Raw genomic sequence first — 18,444 nt, forward strand, 5'->3', positions numbered from 1 at the left:
TAAACAACCTATTTGTCATTTAACATATCTTTGTTGGTTTTGAATAAAGTTTGATTAAAAGTTGGCTGCAAACGTTAATTTTATTATAGAAGAAACCCACTCAGTTTGAAAAAAGATTGATCAAAATGAGTAGGCTTGAGTTTGGATTGATTTTAGTTTTTATAAAAAAGTTTGATTAAAATTTATCAAGTGTTATCCATTCCCATAAAAATGCCCTTTATATAAATTATATTCAATCACAAAATTCTTCAATTAAACTTCTATCTTTAGAATGAACTTTATACATTTTGTATACAAGGTCATTCAATTTTTTCTCTAATTCTATTTGATTATCATCAAATTTTAATAAATCATTTACTATACTAACTAGCTCATTATAAAATTTGGAGTTTTTTTGAAAAACTATAGGATATTTCTTCATGGTAGAAGCTTGATATCTATATTTATTAGATTGTAAGTGTGTAGAGTTCAAATTTCTATGAACGAAATTTAACAGTTTACTATTTAATATTCCTAAAAGGTATTTATAATCATTTAAATCATATCTATCTTTCAAAGTTATTCCATAAATAGTGCCATTATAAAAATATCCTTCTGTATCTAATGAAAAACAATTATATGAAGAAATTTCTGGAGTTAAGATTTTTATATCTTTAAAAAGACTAAATGAACGTTGATTCCAATGTTCAAACCATTTTTTATTAGGATGATTAATAAAATAACTTCTTGAACTTAACTCCTCATAATACCTTAATAAATATTGTTCAACCTTTGGGTATTTATCAAGAGATATCACTACAGAATGTCCATTCTCATCTAGATATGGATATAAAACATAAGATTTGGACCACTTATATCTCCATTTATCCAAATCTCTTCCTCTTAAAACAGATTTAATAAATTTAATTTCGACATTATCATTAGAAATAAATTCCTTATTAATGTCTTTTATAAACGCTTTATCAAATGTAGTTTGTAAACCTATTGATATCTTATCAATCATATCATTTAACAATAAATTTGAATTTCTTTGAATTTTAACAAGTATATGTTCTCTACTTGAATTTCCATATCTCCACTTGTCTTCATAAATTAATTGGCCTAAAAATTCTTTTTTTATCACGTTCAAATTTTCACTCACAGTGAAACACTGAGTTAAGTTATCACCATTAATTTTAAGTGATTTATCAAAAAAATAAATTGCCGATAAAACCGCTGCTTTGAATGGAAATATGGAACTTAAATTATATACTGTTGTTAAATGCGCATTTTCTTCTATGAATTTCCTTATACCGAGCCCATACTGAGCCTCCATAAATTTATCTGAACATAATATAATAACTTTTCCCTTTGGTCTAGCAAGTTTTAAACTCTTTTCGATAAAAAGAGTGTATAAATCAAATCTCCCAGAAGCTGAAAAATAATTAATTTTTAATTGCTTACGTATCTCTACATCGATTAATTGATATCTTAAAAATGGAGGGTTAGTAATTACTAAATCGTATTGATTATCTTCTAAATACTCATTTACAGTCAGTAGACTATCCAATCTATAAACAGGCAAAGTAATATCGGGATTTATTTCTTTTTGATGGAAAACTATTTCCATTAGAAATCTTAACTTAGTAATTAAGCACGGAATCTCTTGTACATCTACTCCTATAAGAAAATTACTACTTGCTAATCTATTAATTAAGGTATTATTTTCATTATAATTACCTTCTCTTAAAAAATTACTTAAGATTCTTACAAGAAAATTCCCTGATCCACATGCCGGGTCAATAATTTTACTTTCTTTAGAAATAGCTGTTCCAACCTCATCAATAATAAATTCTACTAAAGTATTTTTTGTATAATGTTCTCCCATCTTTTTTCTATGTTCTTTTACTGAAAGTTTCATATAAATATTTCCAAGAATATCTTCAGTAGTATATGATGGGATATTTTTTTTTAGCCATTTATAATATTCAAATAGATTTGGATCTTCCAAATCTATTTTTTCAAATACTCTTTTATTTAAAAAATTTATTGATTCAACCTTTAATTGCTTAAAACAAATTTCTGTACTTGATTTTTCCCATTCATTTAATTTTATGTATTTGGAACAAAATGAAATACAATATAATAAATAAAAATTTTCTAAGCTTTTTAAGTTAAAGGTATTTATTTTTTTCAAAAAACCCACAGTTTCTTCTATATATCTTTCATCTTTCATATGCAAATCCTATTTATTGCACTAATTATTTTTGTTTCTAGCAAGTCGATTTCTGTGCTAGAACATAAAATGCATAATTTTTCAATCAAATCCTCTTCCTCGCCCCATTGCACTACACTTTCTTCAATATCTTGTTCTCCTTTGTCAAAATAAGCAACAGCTATAAAGCCCGAAAAAATATTTGCATATTTAGTAGATATCTTTTCTGTTATATCTTTTCTTACTGTTGAGAATTCCGCAGCATTTCTTTTTGCTTCTACAGCTATAATGTATTCAGATTTTTTCTGAACGTCTTTTACCCTCAACAATAAATCTATATCCCGAGAACTTTTAATAGGTTTCCCCGTCCTAATAAGATCAAATTGGTAGTCAGTTACTATTTCAATTATTTCTATACCGTTTTCAGTACTATTAATTTTTTCTTTTACACTCTTAAATATAGATTCTACATACTCTTGATGCCAATATGCTCTAACATAATGCAATAAATGTTCAGGGGGGGCATAGATACTTTCAACAGTACTTAATTCTTGAATTCTTTCAGGATCTGATTTATCTCTTTCCTTAAATACTACCCCTAAATTAGTATCAATCCATAGGTTATGTTCTCCAAGATTGTTTTTTAAAATCCTATTATACTTTTGTAAAAACCTTGTAATACCGTTAAGTGAGGTTATCTCAGCATAATTCTCTTCATTTAAATATCCTTTATCTAATAAACATTTTAGCAATAACCTTATTTTCCCATCTCCGTCATTGGCTTTACTCATTGTAAGGAAAGACTTCATTAAATTATTTTGGCAGATATGTTTCTTATGTTCTCTATAGCCTTGAGAAACCTCTCTTTCGAACAATAACTTCCAATTAATATTATCTTCCCATTCAATTTCATCAAATAAAGAGCTCATTTCTTCTGTTAAATATTTCAACAAATCAAAATTAAAAACTTTAATTGTCACTTTTAGAGTTTTTCTAAATTTCATGTAGCCAATAAAGGCAATTCCTAGATCTAAAGTTTTCAAAGTAAAAATAGCTATATTTTCGCAACGAATATTATGTAATAAAGGCGTTTTTGAATAATTCTCTTCATTATAATCAACTTTCTTGATTAGATTAATTTCATTATCATATTCCTCTATTTCACTATCCAAAATCCTCGCCAAATATGATATAAATTCATCTTCATCAATTATTGGGCTCTTAATTTCTAAGTCAAATAAAATTTCATTTACCTGTTCAACTTCTAATTCTACTAACCCTTCGTCTGTATCTGAAAGGTACTTATTAATTTCCTCCGTGAGCTTCTGTTTTGTCTGTTCTGAGATGTTATTAGTACTATCTAAAATTATTATATTTTTGATGATATACTTATAGCTTATCTCCACTTTATTAAGAATTTTTTTTAACTCATTGAGTGGAATTTCAATATCTTCTAAAAAACTAAGTTTAATTTGAAGCCACTGAGTTTTTCTATCCATCACTACCACTCCTCTAAACTTCTAACTTATTTATAACACTATCTAAATTTATCATTAATTCCTCTGTTAAATTATGCTCTTTTGCACTTTTATAGGATAGTAGAGTGTATAATTCCATCTCAGTGATAGGTAACATATAAATATCTCTATTTAGATTTCCCATTTGAATAACAGATTCCGACTCTATTTTTTTCTCGTAAATAAAAATAGTTTTCAAATTCTCTCTCTCACTTAAAATATCCTTATATTTGATACATTTACTTAAATTATTCAACAATGCTTTACCATTCGTAGCAGTTGATATATACAATAGTCTTTTTTCTTTTTCTTTCTCTACATATAAAGTAGCACCAATTTCATTATCTATATTCACTCTCTCAAAATTAAACTCTAATAATAGCTCTTCAAAACCACTTTTCAAAAGGCCAGGCTTAGCATTGTGATGAGCGCTTTCCCATTGCTTTTTTGAATTCTGAATAAATTGTTCAAATTCCAATCTATCATCTTTGGAAACCCCTAAAGTCTGTTTATTCATCCTTAAATCATCCATAATCAAAAGCATAGTTTGAATGGCCTCTCTATAACTCATAGATTGAGAGGTTACTCCTCCTAATCTTTCAAAAAAACGTTTTCTCATTTCAGATTCATTATTAGTATTTATATTATAACTATATGCAACATTATACCTTTCAGCCAATTCTGTGAATAATTCACTGAATTCCTCTTGATTAGCTGGATTAAATTCACTAAGCGTATTAATATGATGTTTGATTCTTGTCCAAATAGCAGATTCTTCGCCATCCATTTTCTCCCGTAATAAGCCTTCTGATTGTTCTGTTACTGCCGTTAATAGAGCGACTTCGCCAGGATCAAACTGAACCGCTTTATCAATATATGCTTTATAACTAGTAAAGAAATTTCTTCTTGCTGCCGGCGTTAATGCTAAGTATGAATGTTCAAATTCATCTAATAAAATCAACAGAAAACCTTCTCTAGTCTTGTATTTAAGAAAGAACTCAATAACATTAATATAATCGCGGTCTGCTAAATTTCTAATCCCTAATTTTACAATTTCTGTTCGACCATGAGAAGCGCCTAAAATTCTAATTGCCGCATTTTTCTTTTTTGTGTTTTGCTGAATTTCAAATAATAATTTTGCCAAATCATTTGAAATGCTGTATTTAGTACATAACTTTCCTATCACTTCATCCTGTTCGCCAATAATTCCCTCTGAAAAATCTAATACTAAATGTTTTAGAGCTTCATTAAAATCCTCATAATAACTTTGAAATAATTTAGATACAATCATTTTTATAAAACTATATTTTACTACACTACTCTCTTGTACTTGAAAGCTAACCATATAAAAATTTTCATTTTCACCTATTCTTGATTCTAGCCAATTTAAGAAGTGCGTCTTTCCCCCACCAAATTTGGCTGTTAAAACAATTTGTTGAAATCCATGCCCATCTAAACAATCTAAAAACCTTTGTGTTATTCGTTGTTTTATTTCTTGTTGATTAACAATAAATGTTGGATTAGCTGGTGGTTGCGAATTTTTCATTCCATTAATTTCTTTAATTATTAATCTCTTTTCAGATGGTTTTTCATTTTTAAAAAGATTTTCTATAAATTCTTTCATTACAATTTACCTCCTCGAGTTTAAAGATTCTATAATTTTTAGGTAATAGAAATTACTATGATTAATTTTGATAAAGCCTTTTATTGCGAAAGCATTGCTTACAGATGAGAACGATGTTTTAGGTGAAAGTAAAGGATCCGAATATAATTTATTTAACATATCTTCAAAGCAGTTTTTTTCTTTAATATTTTCTTTCAGTTCCGCTAAAGTTACATTTACATTATATTTATTTTTTGTATGACTTAAGTATATTGTTTCTAATATATTTAAATAGCCCATATAGCGTTCATATTCTTCAAACGGATTATTCTCAGTAGACTCTTTACATATATTAACGAATCTTGTGATTCCATGTAATTTTTCTCTGTTAGTTGATAATTTCCCCTCTTCATATCCAAGTTCATACAAATGTGATAACAATTGGGGTTTAGATAAAGTATTTTGTGGATCTACTCTACATATATCCTTACAAATCCTAAATAAATCTATTTTTTTATAAGACAAATAAATCAGTAAATCAGATAATGGTTTTTTTAAATCTAAATACAATTGAGTTTCCCAACTTAATGTGATATATCTATCACCTTCAATTATTCCCAGTTTGCTTAATTCTTTAATAGTTATATTAGTTCTAGATGGACGTTTACCTAAAAGGGTACCTACAAATTTTTTTAACTCTAGCACAGAAATAGGTTGTGTTTCTTCTATATAAAATAAGATTTCTTCCAATACATTTGTATCAGGAGGGAACTCGTATAAAGGGAAAATATTCATTTAAAAACCTCCTAGATGTTTATCGATAAATCAATCTTATCGATAAACATGATTACCGTCAAATTCTTTTGTATCATATTATAATGTGCTCTTAAATCACGACCTATACTAACAAAATGAAATTATATAAGAAAAATCTCTATTCAAATATTATTTCTGAAATAACGGTTATTTCCCAACTATACTAAAAACATTTCCTCTTAAATTCTCATGTAAATATCTTGCGAAATATTTTATTTGCTCGATGCTCGATATTTCTCTTACCATGCCTCAATGTTAAAAAATTTATATTGTTAAAAAATAGTTGTTCTTTATTCCAAGTCCCATTATTCTCAATTAACCCATTTAAAATTTGTCGAAAGTAATAACTTTTATTTTTTTGATCCTTTAAAAAACAAATAAAAGTCGACAGGGCCCTATCTTCTCGCTCAACTTCAATAACGTTTACTATTGTATTTGGATATAACACAATTTCAGCACACACATATTTCCTCTCCGTCACGCTATCACTCAAATAAGCAAAACGTTTCATACTAGAAAACTCCTTTAAGCTCCCTCGAATAATATTAATGGATTGTACTTCATGGAAATCCTGCAATACTCTCATTACCTTAATAAACTCACCCAATTCACCGCCAATCTGAATATCCATCAATGACTGCTGCTCTAATCCTCTTGTAACTTGATTTCCACCCACATCAGCTGTTGAGCGTTTACCTTCGTCATTTATAAATTGCTTCTTTGTATTTTCATCTTCAAATTCACGCTTTTTATTAGCTCCTTTTCGAATCTTTGTTATTTTAGGAGGCTTAATATATTCATGTTGCTGATTATCCATTTCAATAATGTCAAAATCATCTGTTGTCCCTTCAACTACTTCATCTAACAATAAGTCATCTTGCTGACCATTTAGATTTTTCTTAGTATGTAATGTATATTTCTTAGGTTCATTGGATTTTTCAGATTGAACCACTTCAGGGTGTCCAAATGTAATTTCACTATAAGGAATACGCTTATTTTTCACACTTACTACTCTTATTACTGTGCCACCAGTTGAATTAGGTTTCACTATTGCTTTAATCGTAATTGGCTGTCTAAATGACCAACCAAAATTCAAAATACCAGTATTATTAAATGTATATGCTACATTTTCAAATCCGTTTCTTAAATCTTGATTTGTAAGCAGCCATACTAGCTGGTACAGAAAACTTGATTGTGTGTATTTTCGGTGATATTGCGATGTAAAATCTAAGTGGATTTTACTCTGTTCATAGTCCTCTATAAAATACAGAGGAAATGAATTCGCTTCAAAAAGTCTATATAGTAAAAAACGGTTCGGTGCTAAAATGCTGCGAACCACTTCAATTAATGGGAGGATATGGCTTCGGTTTCCTTGCTTAATGATAAAGTTTCTTGAAATATCCTTATCATCCGTCCCGTAAATTTCCCATTCCTTTTCATGAATATTGACCATATTAGGATAAATAGTAATGTCTACTTCATCTGTTCCTTGGGGCGGAACGCTTTTTCTAATATCACCATCCATATAGTAATGTTGGATTGCTAGCGCTGGGAGTGTACCCCAATCAACTAATAATTTTTCTGTTTTACCTTTTGTTCTAAAATAAGCATAAATCATTATTTTCTTGTCATAACGAAAAGGAGAGCTAATCCAAATTAATTGTGCTTGCTCTCCCTTTTTAAAAGGCCAGTTATCTAGTTTAACTTGTTGCTCGATCACTGTTTCTCACTTCCTGCTTCATTTCTATATATCTTTCTAATTGAGGTTTCATTTCATGAAAATGATGTTTTTTAATTGCTGCTATTCTTTGCACTTGCCACAACAATACCGGTACATTATTATCTAGCAAATCATCAATTACTTTATAGCAACGACGAAATTGAAATTCTTGTATAGATTCCGTTATTTCATTTAGCAATTGTTTGGTTTTCGGTAGCTTATCTAAATGTCTCTCTAAATTTGCAAGTATCCTTAACCTCTTGCCGATTTTTGAGACTGTTATGCGGACAGGCTTCTCTTCTTGTAGCAATTGCTGATGTAGTAAATTAATCTGCTGCATATATTGTTGATCTCGCTTCGACCAATCGACTGATGTCGTTGGTTTCTGCTTTCGTTGAATTACTGGCAAGGTTTCGTCTAACCACGCTTTGTCATGGCGGTATAAATACATATATTGCTTCTTAAATTTCTTCCGTAATGCTGTACGTGAGAGATCTGGAAATTGCTTTATTCCATTTAGTAATTCCTGTTGATATTGCATTAATTTCAATGCTACTGAATCAAGGCTTTCCTCTTGTTTTAATTCGACATTTCCAGTTAAATACCTTTTAATCGTTTTCGAATCTACACCTAATTCTCTAGCCATTACCCTAATGCTTAAATCCTCATTAGAAAGCTCATGTAACTTTTGCTGCCAAACCTCACCAAACACTTTCACTCGACCAATTTTGAACATATCTGTTGCCTGTTTTCTTGCATAAATAAACTCACATGAACACGTAAATGTACCAATCAATTTTTTCGTTTTAAAATCCCTTGTTACGTCTACATCTTGAATGACTAACTGCCTGTAGTGTGATGCAGCCTTATTTAAACAAGGAAATGGTCCAGCACCAAACGCACCTTGATCTGTTTTCAAATGCGTAAAATCAGCGATATTCTGTTGTAAAAAATGTAATAAAAACAAATGACGCAACGGATGTACATGTCGCTTCGAATTGCGTGTTAGCACTTTCAACCAATTGTACTCATCTACTTCATTTAGCTCACTCTCATATTGTTGAAGAAAACCTGGTGGAAAATAAGATGCTATAGCCTGATACAATTCCTTCTGACGTGCATAATTAGATGCTGTGATCAAATTACGCTTTCTCAATAAACTTCTATATTTTGAACTTACAGCTTCTCTTGAAAGTTCATGCAATGGCAATTGTAATAATCGATACGCCTCCTTCGCTATTTCAATAGCCAATTCTTTATACGGATCGGATTCATAAATAGGCGATAAATTCATATGTCTAATTTCAAAACGAACATAAGCTATCCGACTATCACTTTTAATGGAATATTGGCGCAATTGCACTTCATGATGCGGACAATAATTAATTCCCTGTAACTGATGTTCTCTATGAATGTAGGGCTCTCCATATTGTGCGTTATCTGCTTTTGAACATTCAACACAATAATATAAACCATCCTTTCGGCAAACACTGCCAGCTACAATTCCAAGTCTCGTATAAAGTGACTGCCCATCCTCTAACACATCCTGCAAAATTTCTTGCTGACGCTGCTTTGATAAAAATGAGGCATAGTACGGATAAATTGTATGGTTAGATAATAATGATTCCGCAGAATACTGCGGTCCTAGCTGCTCTGCCAACACAGAAAAATAGCTACCAATCTCCACACTCGATATCACAGAACGACTGCCAAACAACTCTTCCAACGTATCTTTACAATCAAGATTCCCACTATAAAAGTGATAACGCGCAATGGTCGAATACAACAATTCATCTGGATATGGATTTGTGAAGAAAGGTAGCAATGAATCTCCCTCCTATAAATTAATATTGAGTTAAATATTTCATAATATCTAGATTAGTTATATCTCTCAAATTAACTGCAACCATATTTACAATATTACTTGAATTAAATATATATTTGTTTGAATCTAAATTGTCATTAAATCCAACTAATATAATAATCAGCTTCAAATTTTGTTCTTCTACAAAAAACTTCCTTTTAAAAATCTTTTCTTGCTCTTCAAGACTAAAAGAATCAAAATGTTTACTATCAATACTAGAAACATTAATTAATACATTTGTTTCACCAATTATCACATAAAAATCTTGTGGATATGATAGTTTAAATTCATCATAAAACTCTATTTTACTTGAAAGATTGTGTTGACGATCTTCAAATAAATCCTGACTAATTGCTAATTTAGCTTGAAATTCTCCCCATCGCATACGATTTATCGGATTTTCATTAGTCATACCATTAATCATCTTTTGTACATCTTCTTCTTTTATACGTACAGAACCGTTGTTGCTATTTAATTTTACATACGGTAATCCTGTATTCATCCATCTCTCGACGGTTTTCCTAGAAATACTGTACTCTTCACAAATTTCATTAATCGTTTTTAAATTCCCCATTCTCTACTCATCCTTTCTTAAAAGCTTTTAAAATACGACATTTCACGACATTTAAAGTCATTTATATGTTTAATAATATACCTAAAATTTAAATTTAATCAACAATTAATATATGGTATATTTTTATAAGTATATAAGATAATAGGAATTCGGAGGTAATGATGAAAATTTATCCACCTGATTTATTACATAGATTACAAAGCATATGGATCGAAAATAGAAAAGAGCTAAAAACAGCACCCGATTTACTAACAGATGAATATTTACTCGAATTTTTAGAAGTAGCTTATCATGCATCTTTTCTTACGGAAGAAGATAGAAGAATTAAATTTCGTATTGCTTTTGCGAATATAAGCGAAAGCACTTTATTTAATGAACATAGTTATTTCGATATAATTCAATTCCAAGAAAAAAGAATCTTTAATGTAAAAGAAATTCTAAAATTAGCTCCTGCTACAGATCTTAACCAGACTATAATTGGTGTAAATTTAGAAAATAACAGATTGCTTATTTGGGGATTAATTCATATAGGTAACTCATGGAGTGAATACCATTTTAGTAGAAACAGGAGTGCCATTTTACCACCAAATTTATTAACAGTTTCCGTAAATGAACCTGGTAATATTGAGATTTCTAGATTTGGTAACACTTTATTAAAACTAACCAATGGGGATTTAGATTCGCCTATTTCAAATTGTTTTAATGAAGGCCCTATTTCGGATTTTTTTGATACACCTTTTAATAAAATGCTAATTGAATTTACGAATGATTTAAATTTAGAAATAGAAGCATTTCTCGCTGATGAAGATAATGAAACACCTGCATCAATATGGGGAGCATACACTGGTTTTATAAAGTGTATTTTAAACGAAATTAAAAAGAAAAAACATGGCGGTTCTCTTATCATTATTGATAGTGAAGATTCCGAAAAATATCTTAAATCTTTTAAAATAAAATATCCTTGTAATTTTAATTCCGCTTGGGATACGGTAAAAAAAAGTGAAATAAGTCTCTATAAGAGCTATGAATCCTTTTTTAACATTTTAGAAACGGATTCAGTATCTATTGAAGAATTTAAAGAATACAAAAATTATAACCAAGAGTTAAAAAAGTGGGACGAAAAATATATGGAGTTACACAAACTTTTCGCATCATTTTCTGAAGTAGATGGTGCCGTAATAATAGACAACAAGTTGAATCTATTGGGTTTTGGTGCTGAAATCATTGCTACTTCAAACCTTAAAGAAGTTCATATTTCTAGAGATACAGACGGAACAAGTACACAATCAATTCCAATGGAAATATACGGAACTAGACATAGATCTGTATTTAGATTTTGTTCAAAATATAAAGATTCTCTTGCATTTATTATTTCTCAAGATGGCGATATAAAAGCAGTCACTCAAGTAGAAGATAAATTAACTCTTTGGACATCTATTGATTTAGAAAATTAATTACTTGAAGAAAGCAACCTATCAAGTTTTCAAATTGATAGGCTGCCCTTTGTTTTTAATAAAATTCTTTCAATGGACTTTTAATAAAATTTTCTTTTTCTAATAATTCATAAATATGTTCATTATTATTACGCGTTTTATCAAGTAAATTTAATAATTTCAAATTTAGATGACTCTTACATAAGCTAGTCTTTTTATTTACCCTATTTTTCTTTAATTCAATTAATTTTTCAATTACTTGCAACTTAAGATCATTATAATCATTTTCTAAACTATTAGCCTGAATAACTTTTTTTACAATATCATAAATTACTTTTTGATCAAAATCTTGAAATGCCCCTAAATAACCGATGTCGACTATCAGATTTTCTTTTATATCACGTCTTCTAAAGGCTATAGTATTTTCGCGTTCTTTCATTGCTTTCTTAATTTGTCCTTCGTAAGCCGTATTTTGCTTGTGATTCTGCATCAACTCATCCAAATTAATCATAATATCCTCATACTTAAACATCGCAGCAAAATCATTATTACGAATAGCATTCAACATTGGCTGGATTATTTTCATATCCTTCTTCGCTGTTTGTTTCAACACTTTAGTCGTAATAATTTCATCTTCATTACTCTCATCAAATAACGCTCGTTCCTGTGCAAGAATGAATAAATTTACTGCTACTGAAGTGATTCCTTGGCATTCTTCGTAAAAAGCTTTCTTAACCTCGCCTGTTAGCTCAGAACGACTTTTAAGGCATTGCAACTCCCAAAGTGTTTCTAAAAAGAACTCCCATTCCTCACTATCTTCAGCCATACGATCCCATATAATTGCTCCATCACTTGCTGCACGGCGAGCTTGTCTAAAGTTACCTTTAAACAGCTGCTGTGCTTTGGACGTACCAATCAAAACAGTTGGAATACCTACTGTGTTGGATAAAGTTACAAAGAAATTCAGCATTTCCTCTTGGTCATTCTTTGCATGTAGTAAATGCTGAATTTCATCGATGACAAGTACACCAATACCGTACATACTCGCTAATGAAGTCATATGCAACAGCATTGTTGATGTAACACGATTTAAGTAACCAAATTTCTCTAAGTAACGTGTGCCTAGTAAGTCATCAATGGCTTTAAAAAAGCTTTTACATAGCGTTGAAAGACTACCGTCATATGGACAATCAATCTTAAGCCAAACAATTTGTGTACGATTAAATGGCTGCTGTTCGTATACCTCATGCTTTATCACTTGAGGATACATTAATAGCAAACGTTCAATTGCCGTTGTTTTACCAATGCCTGAGATGCCTATAATAGATAAACTATCTGCTGTTGAGCGAATGTGATTTAACCGCTCATCGATATATTTGTGAGCTTCTTCCTCATCTTCCCGTAATTCATGTAGAATTCGAATTTTTTCAAAATACGTTTTTTTTAAAGGATTTCTAGCTAAATAGCCACGACGAATCAATGTTGATAGCCGACGCTCTACTTCAAAATGAATCGGTAAGGGCTGAATAAAGTTTTTCACTCGCTTTAATACATGATAACGAATATTAGTTTCACTCTGCTTATCTTGCTCGCTAATGCGTGGTGTCACTATAAAACGGTCCAGAACATCATCTTCACTTAAAATCGGTGGAAGAGCTTCGATAAAAGGATTTTGAGCGTATTCGGTAAGCATTTGTGGCTTATAGTTAGCTTCTTCCATATCACCCTTTAAGACGACATTATTCATCTTTCCCAAATTCCTCATCTCGCTTTCTCTTCAATTTTTCCATAAGACGTGAAGACGATTTCTTTTCTGGTTGTTGTTCTGATGTTGCTCTCGATGCAAAATCTATAATTTCTGTTGGTTGCTCAGCTACAGTGAGTGTAGAAGATAAATCAAATTTCTCTTCTTCACGATTCGCTTGTTTTTCATTGGCTTTATTATCACGAATTGCTGCTAGCTTTTCTTTTTTACTTGTTGGTTGATGTAGTGCCTTTTTCTTCTTTTGCTCTGCTGCTTTAATAATTTGATCCATCATCGTATCAGTATTAATTCTTAGCTGCACTTGCTTAGAGCGTTCCTCTTCTTCTAATTCAGTTCTTAGTTGTTGCTGAAAAACAATTTCCTCTAAAAAGTCCATTTTGTATTGCTGGCTAGGCTCTAATAAAATGCACGTTTCATAATCCATTCCGTTATCATTCGGGATATAAATTTTTTCTAAATGGCGTGGATCATACACAATGTCGATGCTTTTATTTTTCAGCTTGGCATACCATTGTTCTTCGATTGCTCGCTTTGAGCCGTATAATAAATTTTTAAACTTGATTCCTGCTCGTGAAATTGTCGCTCTACCACGTGGCAACACATTTAAACGTAAAATATCCCTATCTATTGTACGAAGACGACCCTTCCGATTTTGAATACCCCAGTTCCATAAATTCGTAGGAGTTGGCACAATGCCATCTGTAATCATCGCTTTTTCCATTGGATATTTATCAATGATTTTATGGTTATGCTGCAGCATCATCGTAATGATTAATGCTGTAAACTCTTTTAAATTCAGCGTCGCGTCGAGCCTATAATCTCTATCTCCACGCTCTCGGTATTCTTTTTGAATAGCACCAGGTGCTTTTTGTTTTAATTTACCATTAATCGTACGGAATTTGCGCTCAACGATACCTTTTAAATCTCCTCGATAAGCTGTTGTATTTTCAATTTTGATATTTAGATTATTAATAAGACCAGCTACTGCATAACCTTCAAATTCGCCTCGATCTGCAATAATAATTTCGGGTAAATGGTAGGTCGGCCATTGTTCTTCTGTAATATCTATTCCGTATTGCTCACAAAATTCAACCTTATTAGCAACCATATTGTCTAAAGCCATCATTGCTCCTAGCCAAGACGGCCCTTCCAATCCTACATATATCCCTGTGACGATACGTGAATATACGTCAATAATTGCATAAACAACAGGTCGACCAATAATTCGATTTACATCAAAAGAGCTAACTAAATAAATATCTGCAATCGTTGCATCGACTTGAAAACGTGTTCCAGGTCCATTCGTTTCTATTTTGGAATTACTTAAAATTGGGCGGTGTTTTAACTCATATTCCTTTACACTTTTACGAAATTCTATGTCTTTCTTATTGTCTTCAAGCTTTTTGAACCAATAGTAAAATTGATGATATGACGGAATACGATTCGATTCCCAAATTCGATATTGAATCTCTCCATTTTCTTTGTAACGATCTGAATAAAAGTCTCGCAAAATAAAATGATACACATCTTTTAAAGAATAGTTATTAGCTTTGCGATAATATTTATTAATAGCGTGTTCAAACTGAGTCTTAATCTCATCTGTAATATTAATGCCACTTCGATATTCACCATTTATGGTTACTCTACGTGGACGACCAATTTTTTCATTAGTAAGCTTTTTAATTTTCCCACGACCACCTGAGTTTGCATAATCGGGTAACATAGCATTTTTGTTCATTCCACGCTGCCAATAGCGACTTAGCAATTTTTTTATCTTTGTTTTTCCTAGCCCACTCTCAACCGCAATCTCTAATATTTTTGCTTCACGTCCCTTTTTCTTTAACAGCTCTTTCATATTAGGGAGGATTAAATTTTCTACAGTTACCCAGTCCTCATCTCGTTTGCTAATTTGAACAGACGTTAATTCATCATCTGGGATTGCTTTTGCAAAAGGATCGCTTATTCTCAATAATTCACCTTGCTCAAGCTCTATCTCTAAATGGCTATATAGCTCTCTTTTAGGCATAGCGCTCGTTGTATCAATATTAACTACATAGGCGTATGATTCTTCAATTTCAATAATACGAATGCGTTGTGAATCTGCTGTATATTGAAGTACTTGATTAATATAAATCATCCGTATCTCACCTTCTTCAACATGCTTTCATCAATTGATTGAATAACAACTATTTGTTCCACGTTTAACGGCTCTAACATATCTACCCGAATGATTTTCTGTGCCAGTAAATGATAAAATAGCGTCATACCACTTCCTAAAGGCATATGTGTCTCTTTATCAAATAAATTTGTAACTTCTCTAAGGCTTTTGCTTTCACATAATATTCTCTGTAACAGTGCCATTGCTAAATCTTCAATATGTTGTCGGTTCACATTTTGAAAAGCATCATATTGTTGAATATCATAATAATCATGAATATAGCTAATATTCCGAGCCATTTCTTTAGGAATCTCCAACTCTGTTACAATGCCCCAAACAATTTGCCTTCGCTCCCAATAAACTCGTTCAATCTCAAACTTTTCAATAACTCGTTGTTTTAGTAGCTCATCTTTCATTTTTATTGTTCGTGCAAGCTCTACTAACCCATTTCCTTTTTCTACCGTTAATAAAAAATCCGTTGTCATTACAACTGGCTCATTCGTTTTAGGGTCTGTAGGATGTTTTAGACCTAATTCATCAGCAATGACAATTGTTTCTTCCAACGGCAATAAAGGAAATTGTTCTCGAATATCAACGACAAAATCCGAATATTCAATTAAATAAAAGTAGTTTCGTTCCAAATCTGATAAAAATTCGTGCTGCCTTTTCGTTTTAATACCTTTTAAACGAGTGGATCTTCCCAATGAGGAAACATCTTGAATATTTAACCACGGTTTATAATCGGCACCAATTCCCGAGCCACGACCTTCTTTAATCCACTTTTCAACTTTAGATGTTCTAGTTCTTTTAGACATAAAAAACACCCCTTTGGCTAAATAATAACCAAAGGGGTAAAGCTTCGCAACTTTTTTACAATCATCGCGACTTTATTTTAAACGTCGCATCTTTTTTATAAACATCGCGACTTTATTTCAATTCTACAATCTTTTTTATACATTCTCATCACTTACTCAACAGTCACTGATTTAGCCAAGTTACGTGGTTTATCTACATCACAGCGGCGGTGTAGTGCTGCGTAATAGCTGATTAATTGTAATGGCACTACAGATACAAGTGGTGTTAGTAATTCATGTACATGAGGGATTACTAAACGGTCACCGTCTTCGTCTACGCCAGCCATTGCGATAATGCATGGGTATGCTCCACGTGCAGCTACCTCTTTGACGTTACCACGGATGTTTAAGCCTACTGCTGCTTGTGTTACAAGAGCAAACACTGGTGTACCTTCTTCGATTAAGGCAATCGTACCGTGTTTTAATTCGCCCCCTGCAAAACCTTCTGCTTGGATGTAAGAGATTTCTTTTAGCTTTAAAGCACCTTCAAGGCTTACATAGAAGTCTATGTTACGGCCGATGAAGAATGCGTTGCGTGCGATTTTTAAGTAGTCCTCTGCGATATCCTCTAATACATCTTTTGAATCGATAATTGTTTGAATACCGTTTGCCGCAATCGCAAGCTCTTGTTTTAAATCGAATTCTAAGCCTTTGCCATTAGCTTTCGCAGTTACATATGCTGCTAGAGCAAGTACAGCTACCTGTGCTACATACGCTTTTGTTGAAGCTACTGCAATTTCTGGACCTGCATGTAATAAAAGCGTATGATCCGCTTCACGTGATAGTGTAGAGCCAGGTACATTTGTCACTGTTAACGTTGGGTAGCCAAGCTCTTTAATTTTTACAAGTACTTGACGGCTATCTGCTGTTTCACCTGATTGTGTAATAAAGATGAACAATGGTTTTTCTGATAGTAATGGCATATTGTAGCCGAATTCACTTGAAATATGAACTTCTACTGGGATACCGGCCATTTTTTCAAAATATTCCTTACCGATTAAGCCTGCATGATAGCTTGTGCCGGCTGCAATAATGTATAGGCGGTCTGCTGCTTGTAACGCTTCTAAAATATTAGCGTCGATTGTCAATTCGCCATTTTCGCCTTCGTATGCTTGAATAATTTTACGAATAACTGTTGGCTGTTCATCCATTTCTTTAAGCATATAGTGAGGGTAAGTACCTTTTTCAATATCGCTCATATCAAGCTCTGCTGTATATGGTGCACGCTCTACTACTGTACCGTCTATTTTCGTAATTTCAACTTTAGCTTTGTGTACGATTACGACCTCTTTATCGTGTAATTCCACATATTGATCTGTTACTTGTAGCATCGCCATCGCATCTGAAGCTACAACATTGAAGCCATCACCAACACCTACTAAAAGTGGTGATTTGTTTTTCGCAACGAAAATTGTGTCAGCCTCTTCTGCATCTAAAAGAGCTAATGCGTAAGAGCCGTGTAATAAAGATAAAGTTTTGCGGAACGCCTCAGCTGTGCTTAGACCTTCTTTCACAAATAGCTCTACTAATTGCACGATAACCTCTGTATCTGTATCAGATTTCATCGGAATGCCTTTTAAATAAGTTTTTTGTAATAAATGATAGTTTTCAATAACACCATTATGCACTAGCGTAAAACGTCCTGATGTACTTTGATGAGGGTGCGCATTTAAACGGTTTGGCACACCATGAGTTGCCCAACGTGTATGACCAATACCAATTTTAGCAGCAACGTCTTCGTCTACAGCTTCACGTAAATCTGCAATACGTCCTTTTTCTTTGAAGACTGTTACACCTTCTTCATTGCGTACTGCAATACCCGCTGAGTCATAGCCACGGTATTCTAGTTTCTCTAAACCTTTTAATAAAATTTCCTTTGCATCTGATTCACCAATATATCCTACAATTCCACACATAAATTTCTTATCCTCCGATATTGTCAATTT

Annotated in this window: 12 protein-coding genes; 1 reads left to right on the top strand and 11 read right to left on the bottom strand. The window is 31.9% G+C overall.

Annotated features, from left to right (window positions below; genetic code table 11):
* Positions 1-232 precede the first annotated feature (232 nt).
* The 7 genes from QUF91_RS26745 to QUF91_RS26775 all read right to left on the bottom strand — a co-directional run bounded on the left by QUF91_RS26745 (position 233) and on the right by QUF91_RS26775 (position 10,288).
* A complete protein-coding gene (locus tag QUF91_RS26745) occupies positions 233-2,215 on the bottom strand; it encodes an Eco57I restriction-modification methylase domain-containing protein (protein ID WP_289419914.1) in 1,983 nt (660 codons plus the stop codon).
* The gene (locus tag QUF91_RS26750; protein ID WP_289419915.1) at positions 2,212-3,693 is read right to left on the bottom strand and encodes a hypothetical protein; all 1,482 of its coding nucleotides are present in this window, start codon (positions 3,691-3,693) and stop codon (positions 2,212-2,214) included. Before QUF91_RS26750 ends, QUF91_RS26745 begins: the two co-directional genes overlap by 4 nt.
* Positions 3,694-3,706: 13 nt before the next feature.
* Positions 3,707-5,335, bottom strand: coding sequence for a hypothetical protein (locus QUF91_RS26755; protein ID WP_289419916.1), 1,629 nt, complete (start codon positions 5,333-5,335; stop codon positions 3,707-3,709).
* A 6-nt stretch (positions 5,336-5,341) separates the two neighbouring features.
* A complete protein-coding gene (locus QUF91_RS26760) occupies positions 5,342-6,109 on the bottom strand; it encodes a hypothetical protein (protein WP_289419917.1) in 768 nt (255 codons plus the stop codon).
* 208 nt (positions 6,110-6,317) lie between these two features.
* Positions 6,318-7,850 (bottom strand): Tn7-like element transposition protein TnsE, encoded by a 1,533-nt coding sequence (locus QUF91_RS26765; RefSeq protein WP_289419918.1) that lies wholly within the window; start codon positions 7,848-7,850, stop codon positions 6,318-6,320.
* Positions 7,831-9,675, bottom strand: a complete 1,845-nt coding sequence (locus QUF91_RS26770; protein ID WP_289419919.1) for a TnsD family Tn7-like transposition protein — start codon at positions 9,673-9,675, stop codon at positions 7,831-7,833. The genes QUF91_RS26765 and QUF91_RS26770 overlap by 20 nt, the downstream gene beginning before the upstream one ends.
* Positions 9,676-9,694: 19 nt before the next feature.
* Positions 9,695-10,288 (bottom strand): helix-turn-helix domain-containing protein, encoded by a 594-nt coding sequence (locus QUF91_RS26775; protein ID WP_289419920.1) that lies wholly within the window; start codon positions 10,286-10,288, stop codon positions 9,695-9,697.
* A 161-nt stretch (positions 10,289-10,449) separates the two neighbouring features.
* On the opposite strand from QUF91_RS26775, the gene QUF91_RS26780 reads away from it, so the two are divergent.
* On the top strand, positions 10,450-11,742 hold the full coding sequence (locus QUF91_RS26780) for a putative sensor domain DACNV-containing protein (RefSeq protein ID WP_289419921.1): 1,293 nt from the start codon (positions 10,450-10,452) through the stop codon (positions 11,740-11,742).
* 55 nt (positions 11,743-11,797) lie between these two features.
* Here QUF91_RS26780 and QUF91_RS26785 read toward each other — a convergent pair whose 3' ends face one another.
* The 4 genes from QUF91_RS26785 to glmS all read right to left on the bottom strand — a co-directional run bounded on the left by QUF91_RS26785 (position 11,798) and on the right by glmS (position 18,414).
* Positions 11,798-13,486, bottom strand: a complete 1,689-nt coding sequence (locus QUF91_RS26785; protein WP_483308100.1) for an ATP-binding protein — start codon at positions 13,484-13,486, stop codon at positions 11,798-11,800.
* Entirely contained in the window at positions 13,461-15,623 is a 2,163-nt protein-coding gene (locus QUF91_RS26790; RefSeq protein ID WP_289419923.1) for a Mu transposase C-terminal domain-containing protein, read from the bottom strand. Before QUF91_RS26790 ends, QUF91_RS26785 begins: the two co-directional genes overlap by 26 nt.
* The gene (locus QUF91_RS26795) at positions 15,620-16,459 is read right to left on the bottom strand and encodes a TnsA endonuclease N-terminal domain-containing protein (protein WP_289419924.1); all 840 of its coding nucleotides are present in this window, start codon (positions 16,457-16,459) and stop codon (positions 15,620-15,622) included. The genes QUF91_RS26790 and QUF91_RS26795 overlap by 4 nt, the downstream gene beginning before the upstream one ends.
* Before the next feature lie 152 nt (positions 16,460-16,611).
* Positions 16,612-18,414: a glutamine--fructose-6-phosphate transaminase (isomerizing) gene (glmS, locus tag QUF91_RS26800; RefSeq protein WP_285395800.1), complete on the bottom strand. Its 1,803-nt coding sequence runs from the start codon at positions 18,412-18,414 to the stop codon at positions 16,612-16,614.
* Between the last annotated feature and the right edge of the window lie 30 nt (positions 18,415-18,444).

The sequence above is a fragment of the Lysinibacillus sp. G4S2 genome, assembly GCF_030348505.1.
Classification (GTDB): domain Bacteria; phylum Bacillota; class Bacilli; order Bacillales_A; family Planococcaceae; genus Lysinibacillus.

Excerpts from the sequence above, each read along its gene's own strand:
- QUF91_RS26750 (WP_289419915.1), bottom strand. The coding sequence starts at position 3,693 with ATGGATAGAAAAACTCAGTGGCTTCAAATTAAACTTAGTTTTTTAGAA.
- QUF91_RS26745 (WP_289419914.1), bottom strand. The coding sequence starts at position 2,215 with ATGAAAGATGAAAGATATATAGAAGAAACTGTGGGTTTTTTGAAAAAA.
- QUF91_RS26760 (WP_289419917.1), bottom strand. The coding sequence starts at position 6,109 with ATGAATATTTTCCCTTTATACGAGTTCCCTCCTGATACAAATGTATTG.
- QUF91_RS26755 (WP_289419916.1), bottom strand. The coding sequence starts at position 5,335 with ATGAAAGAATTTATAGAAAATCTTTTTAAAAATGAAAAACCATCTGAA.
- glmS (WP_285395800.1), bottom strand. The coding sequence starts at position 18,414 with ATGTGTGGAATTGTAGGATATATTGGTGAATCAGATGCAAAGGAAATT.
- QUF91_RS26795 (WP_289419924.1), bottom strand. The coding sequence starts at position 16,459 with ATGTCTAAAAGAACTAGAACATCTAAAGTTGAAAAGTGGATTAAAGAA.
- QUF91_RS26775 (WP_289419920.1), bottom strand. The coding sequence starts at position 10,288 with ATGGGGAATTTAAAAACGATTAATGAAATTTGTGAAGAGTACAGTATT.
- QUF91_RS26790 (WP_289419923.1), bottom strand. The coding sequence starts at position 15,623 with ATGATTTATATTAATCAAGTACTTCAATATACAGCAGATTCACAACGC.
- QUF91_RS26780 (WP_289419921.1), top strand. The coding sequence starts at position 10,450 with ATGAAAATTTATCCACCTGATTTATTACATAGATTACAAAGCATATGG.
- QUF91_RS26785 (WP_483308100.1), bottom strand. The coding sequence starts at position 13,486 with ATGAGGAATTTGGGAAAGATGAATAATGTCGTCTTAAAGGGTGATATG.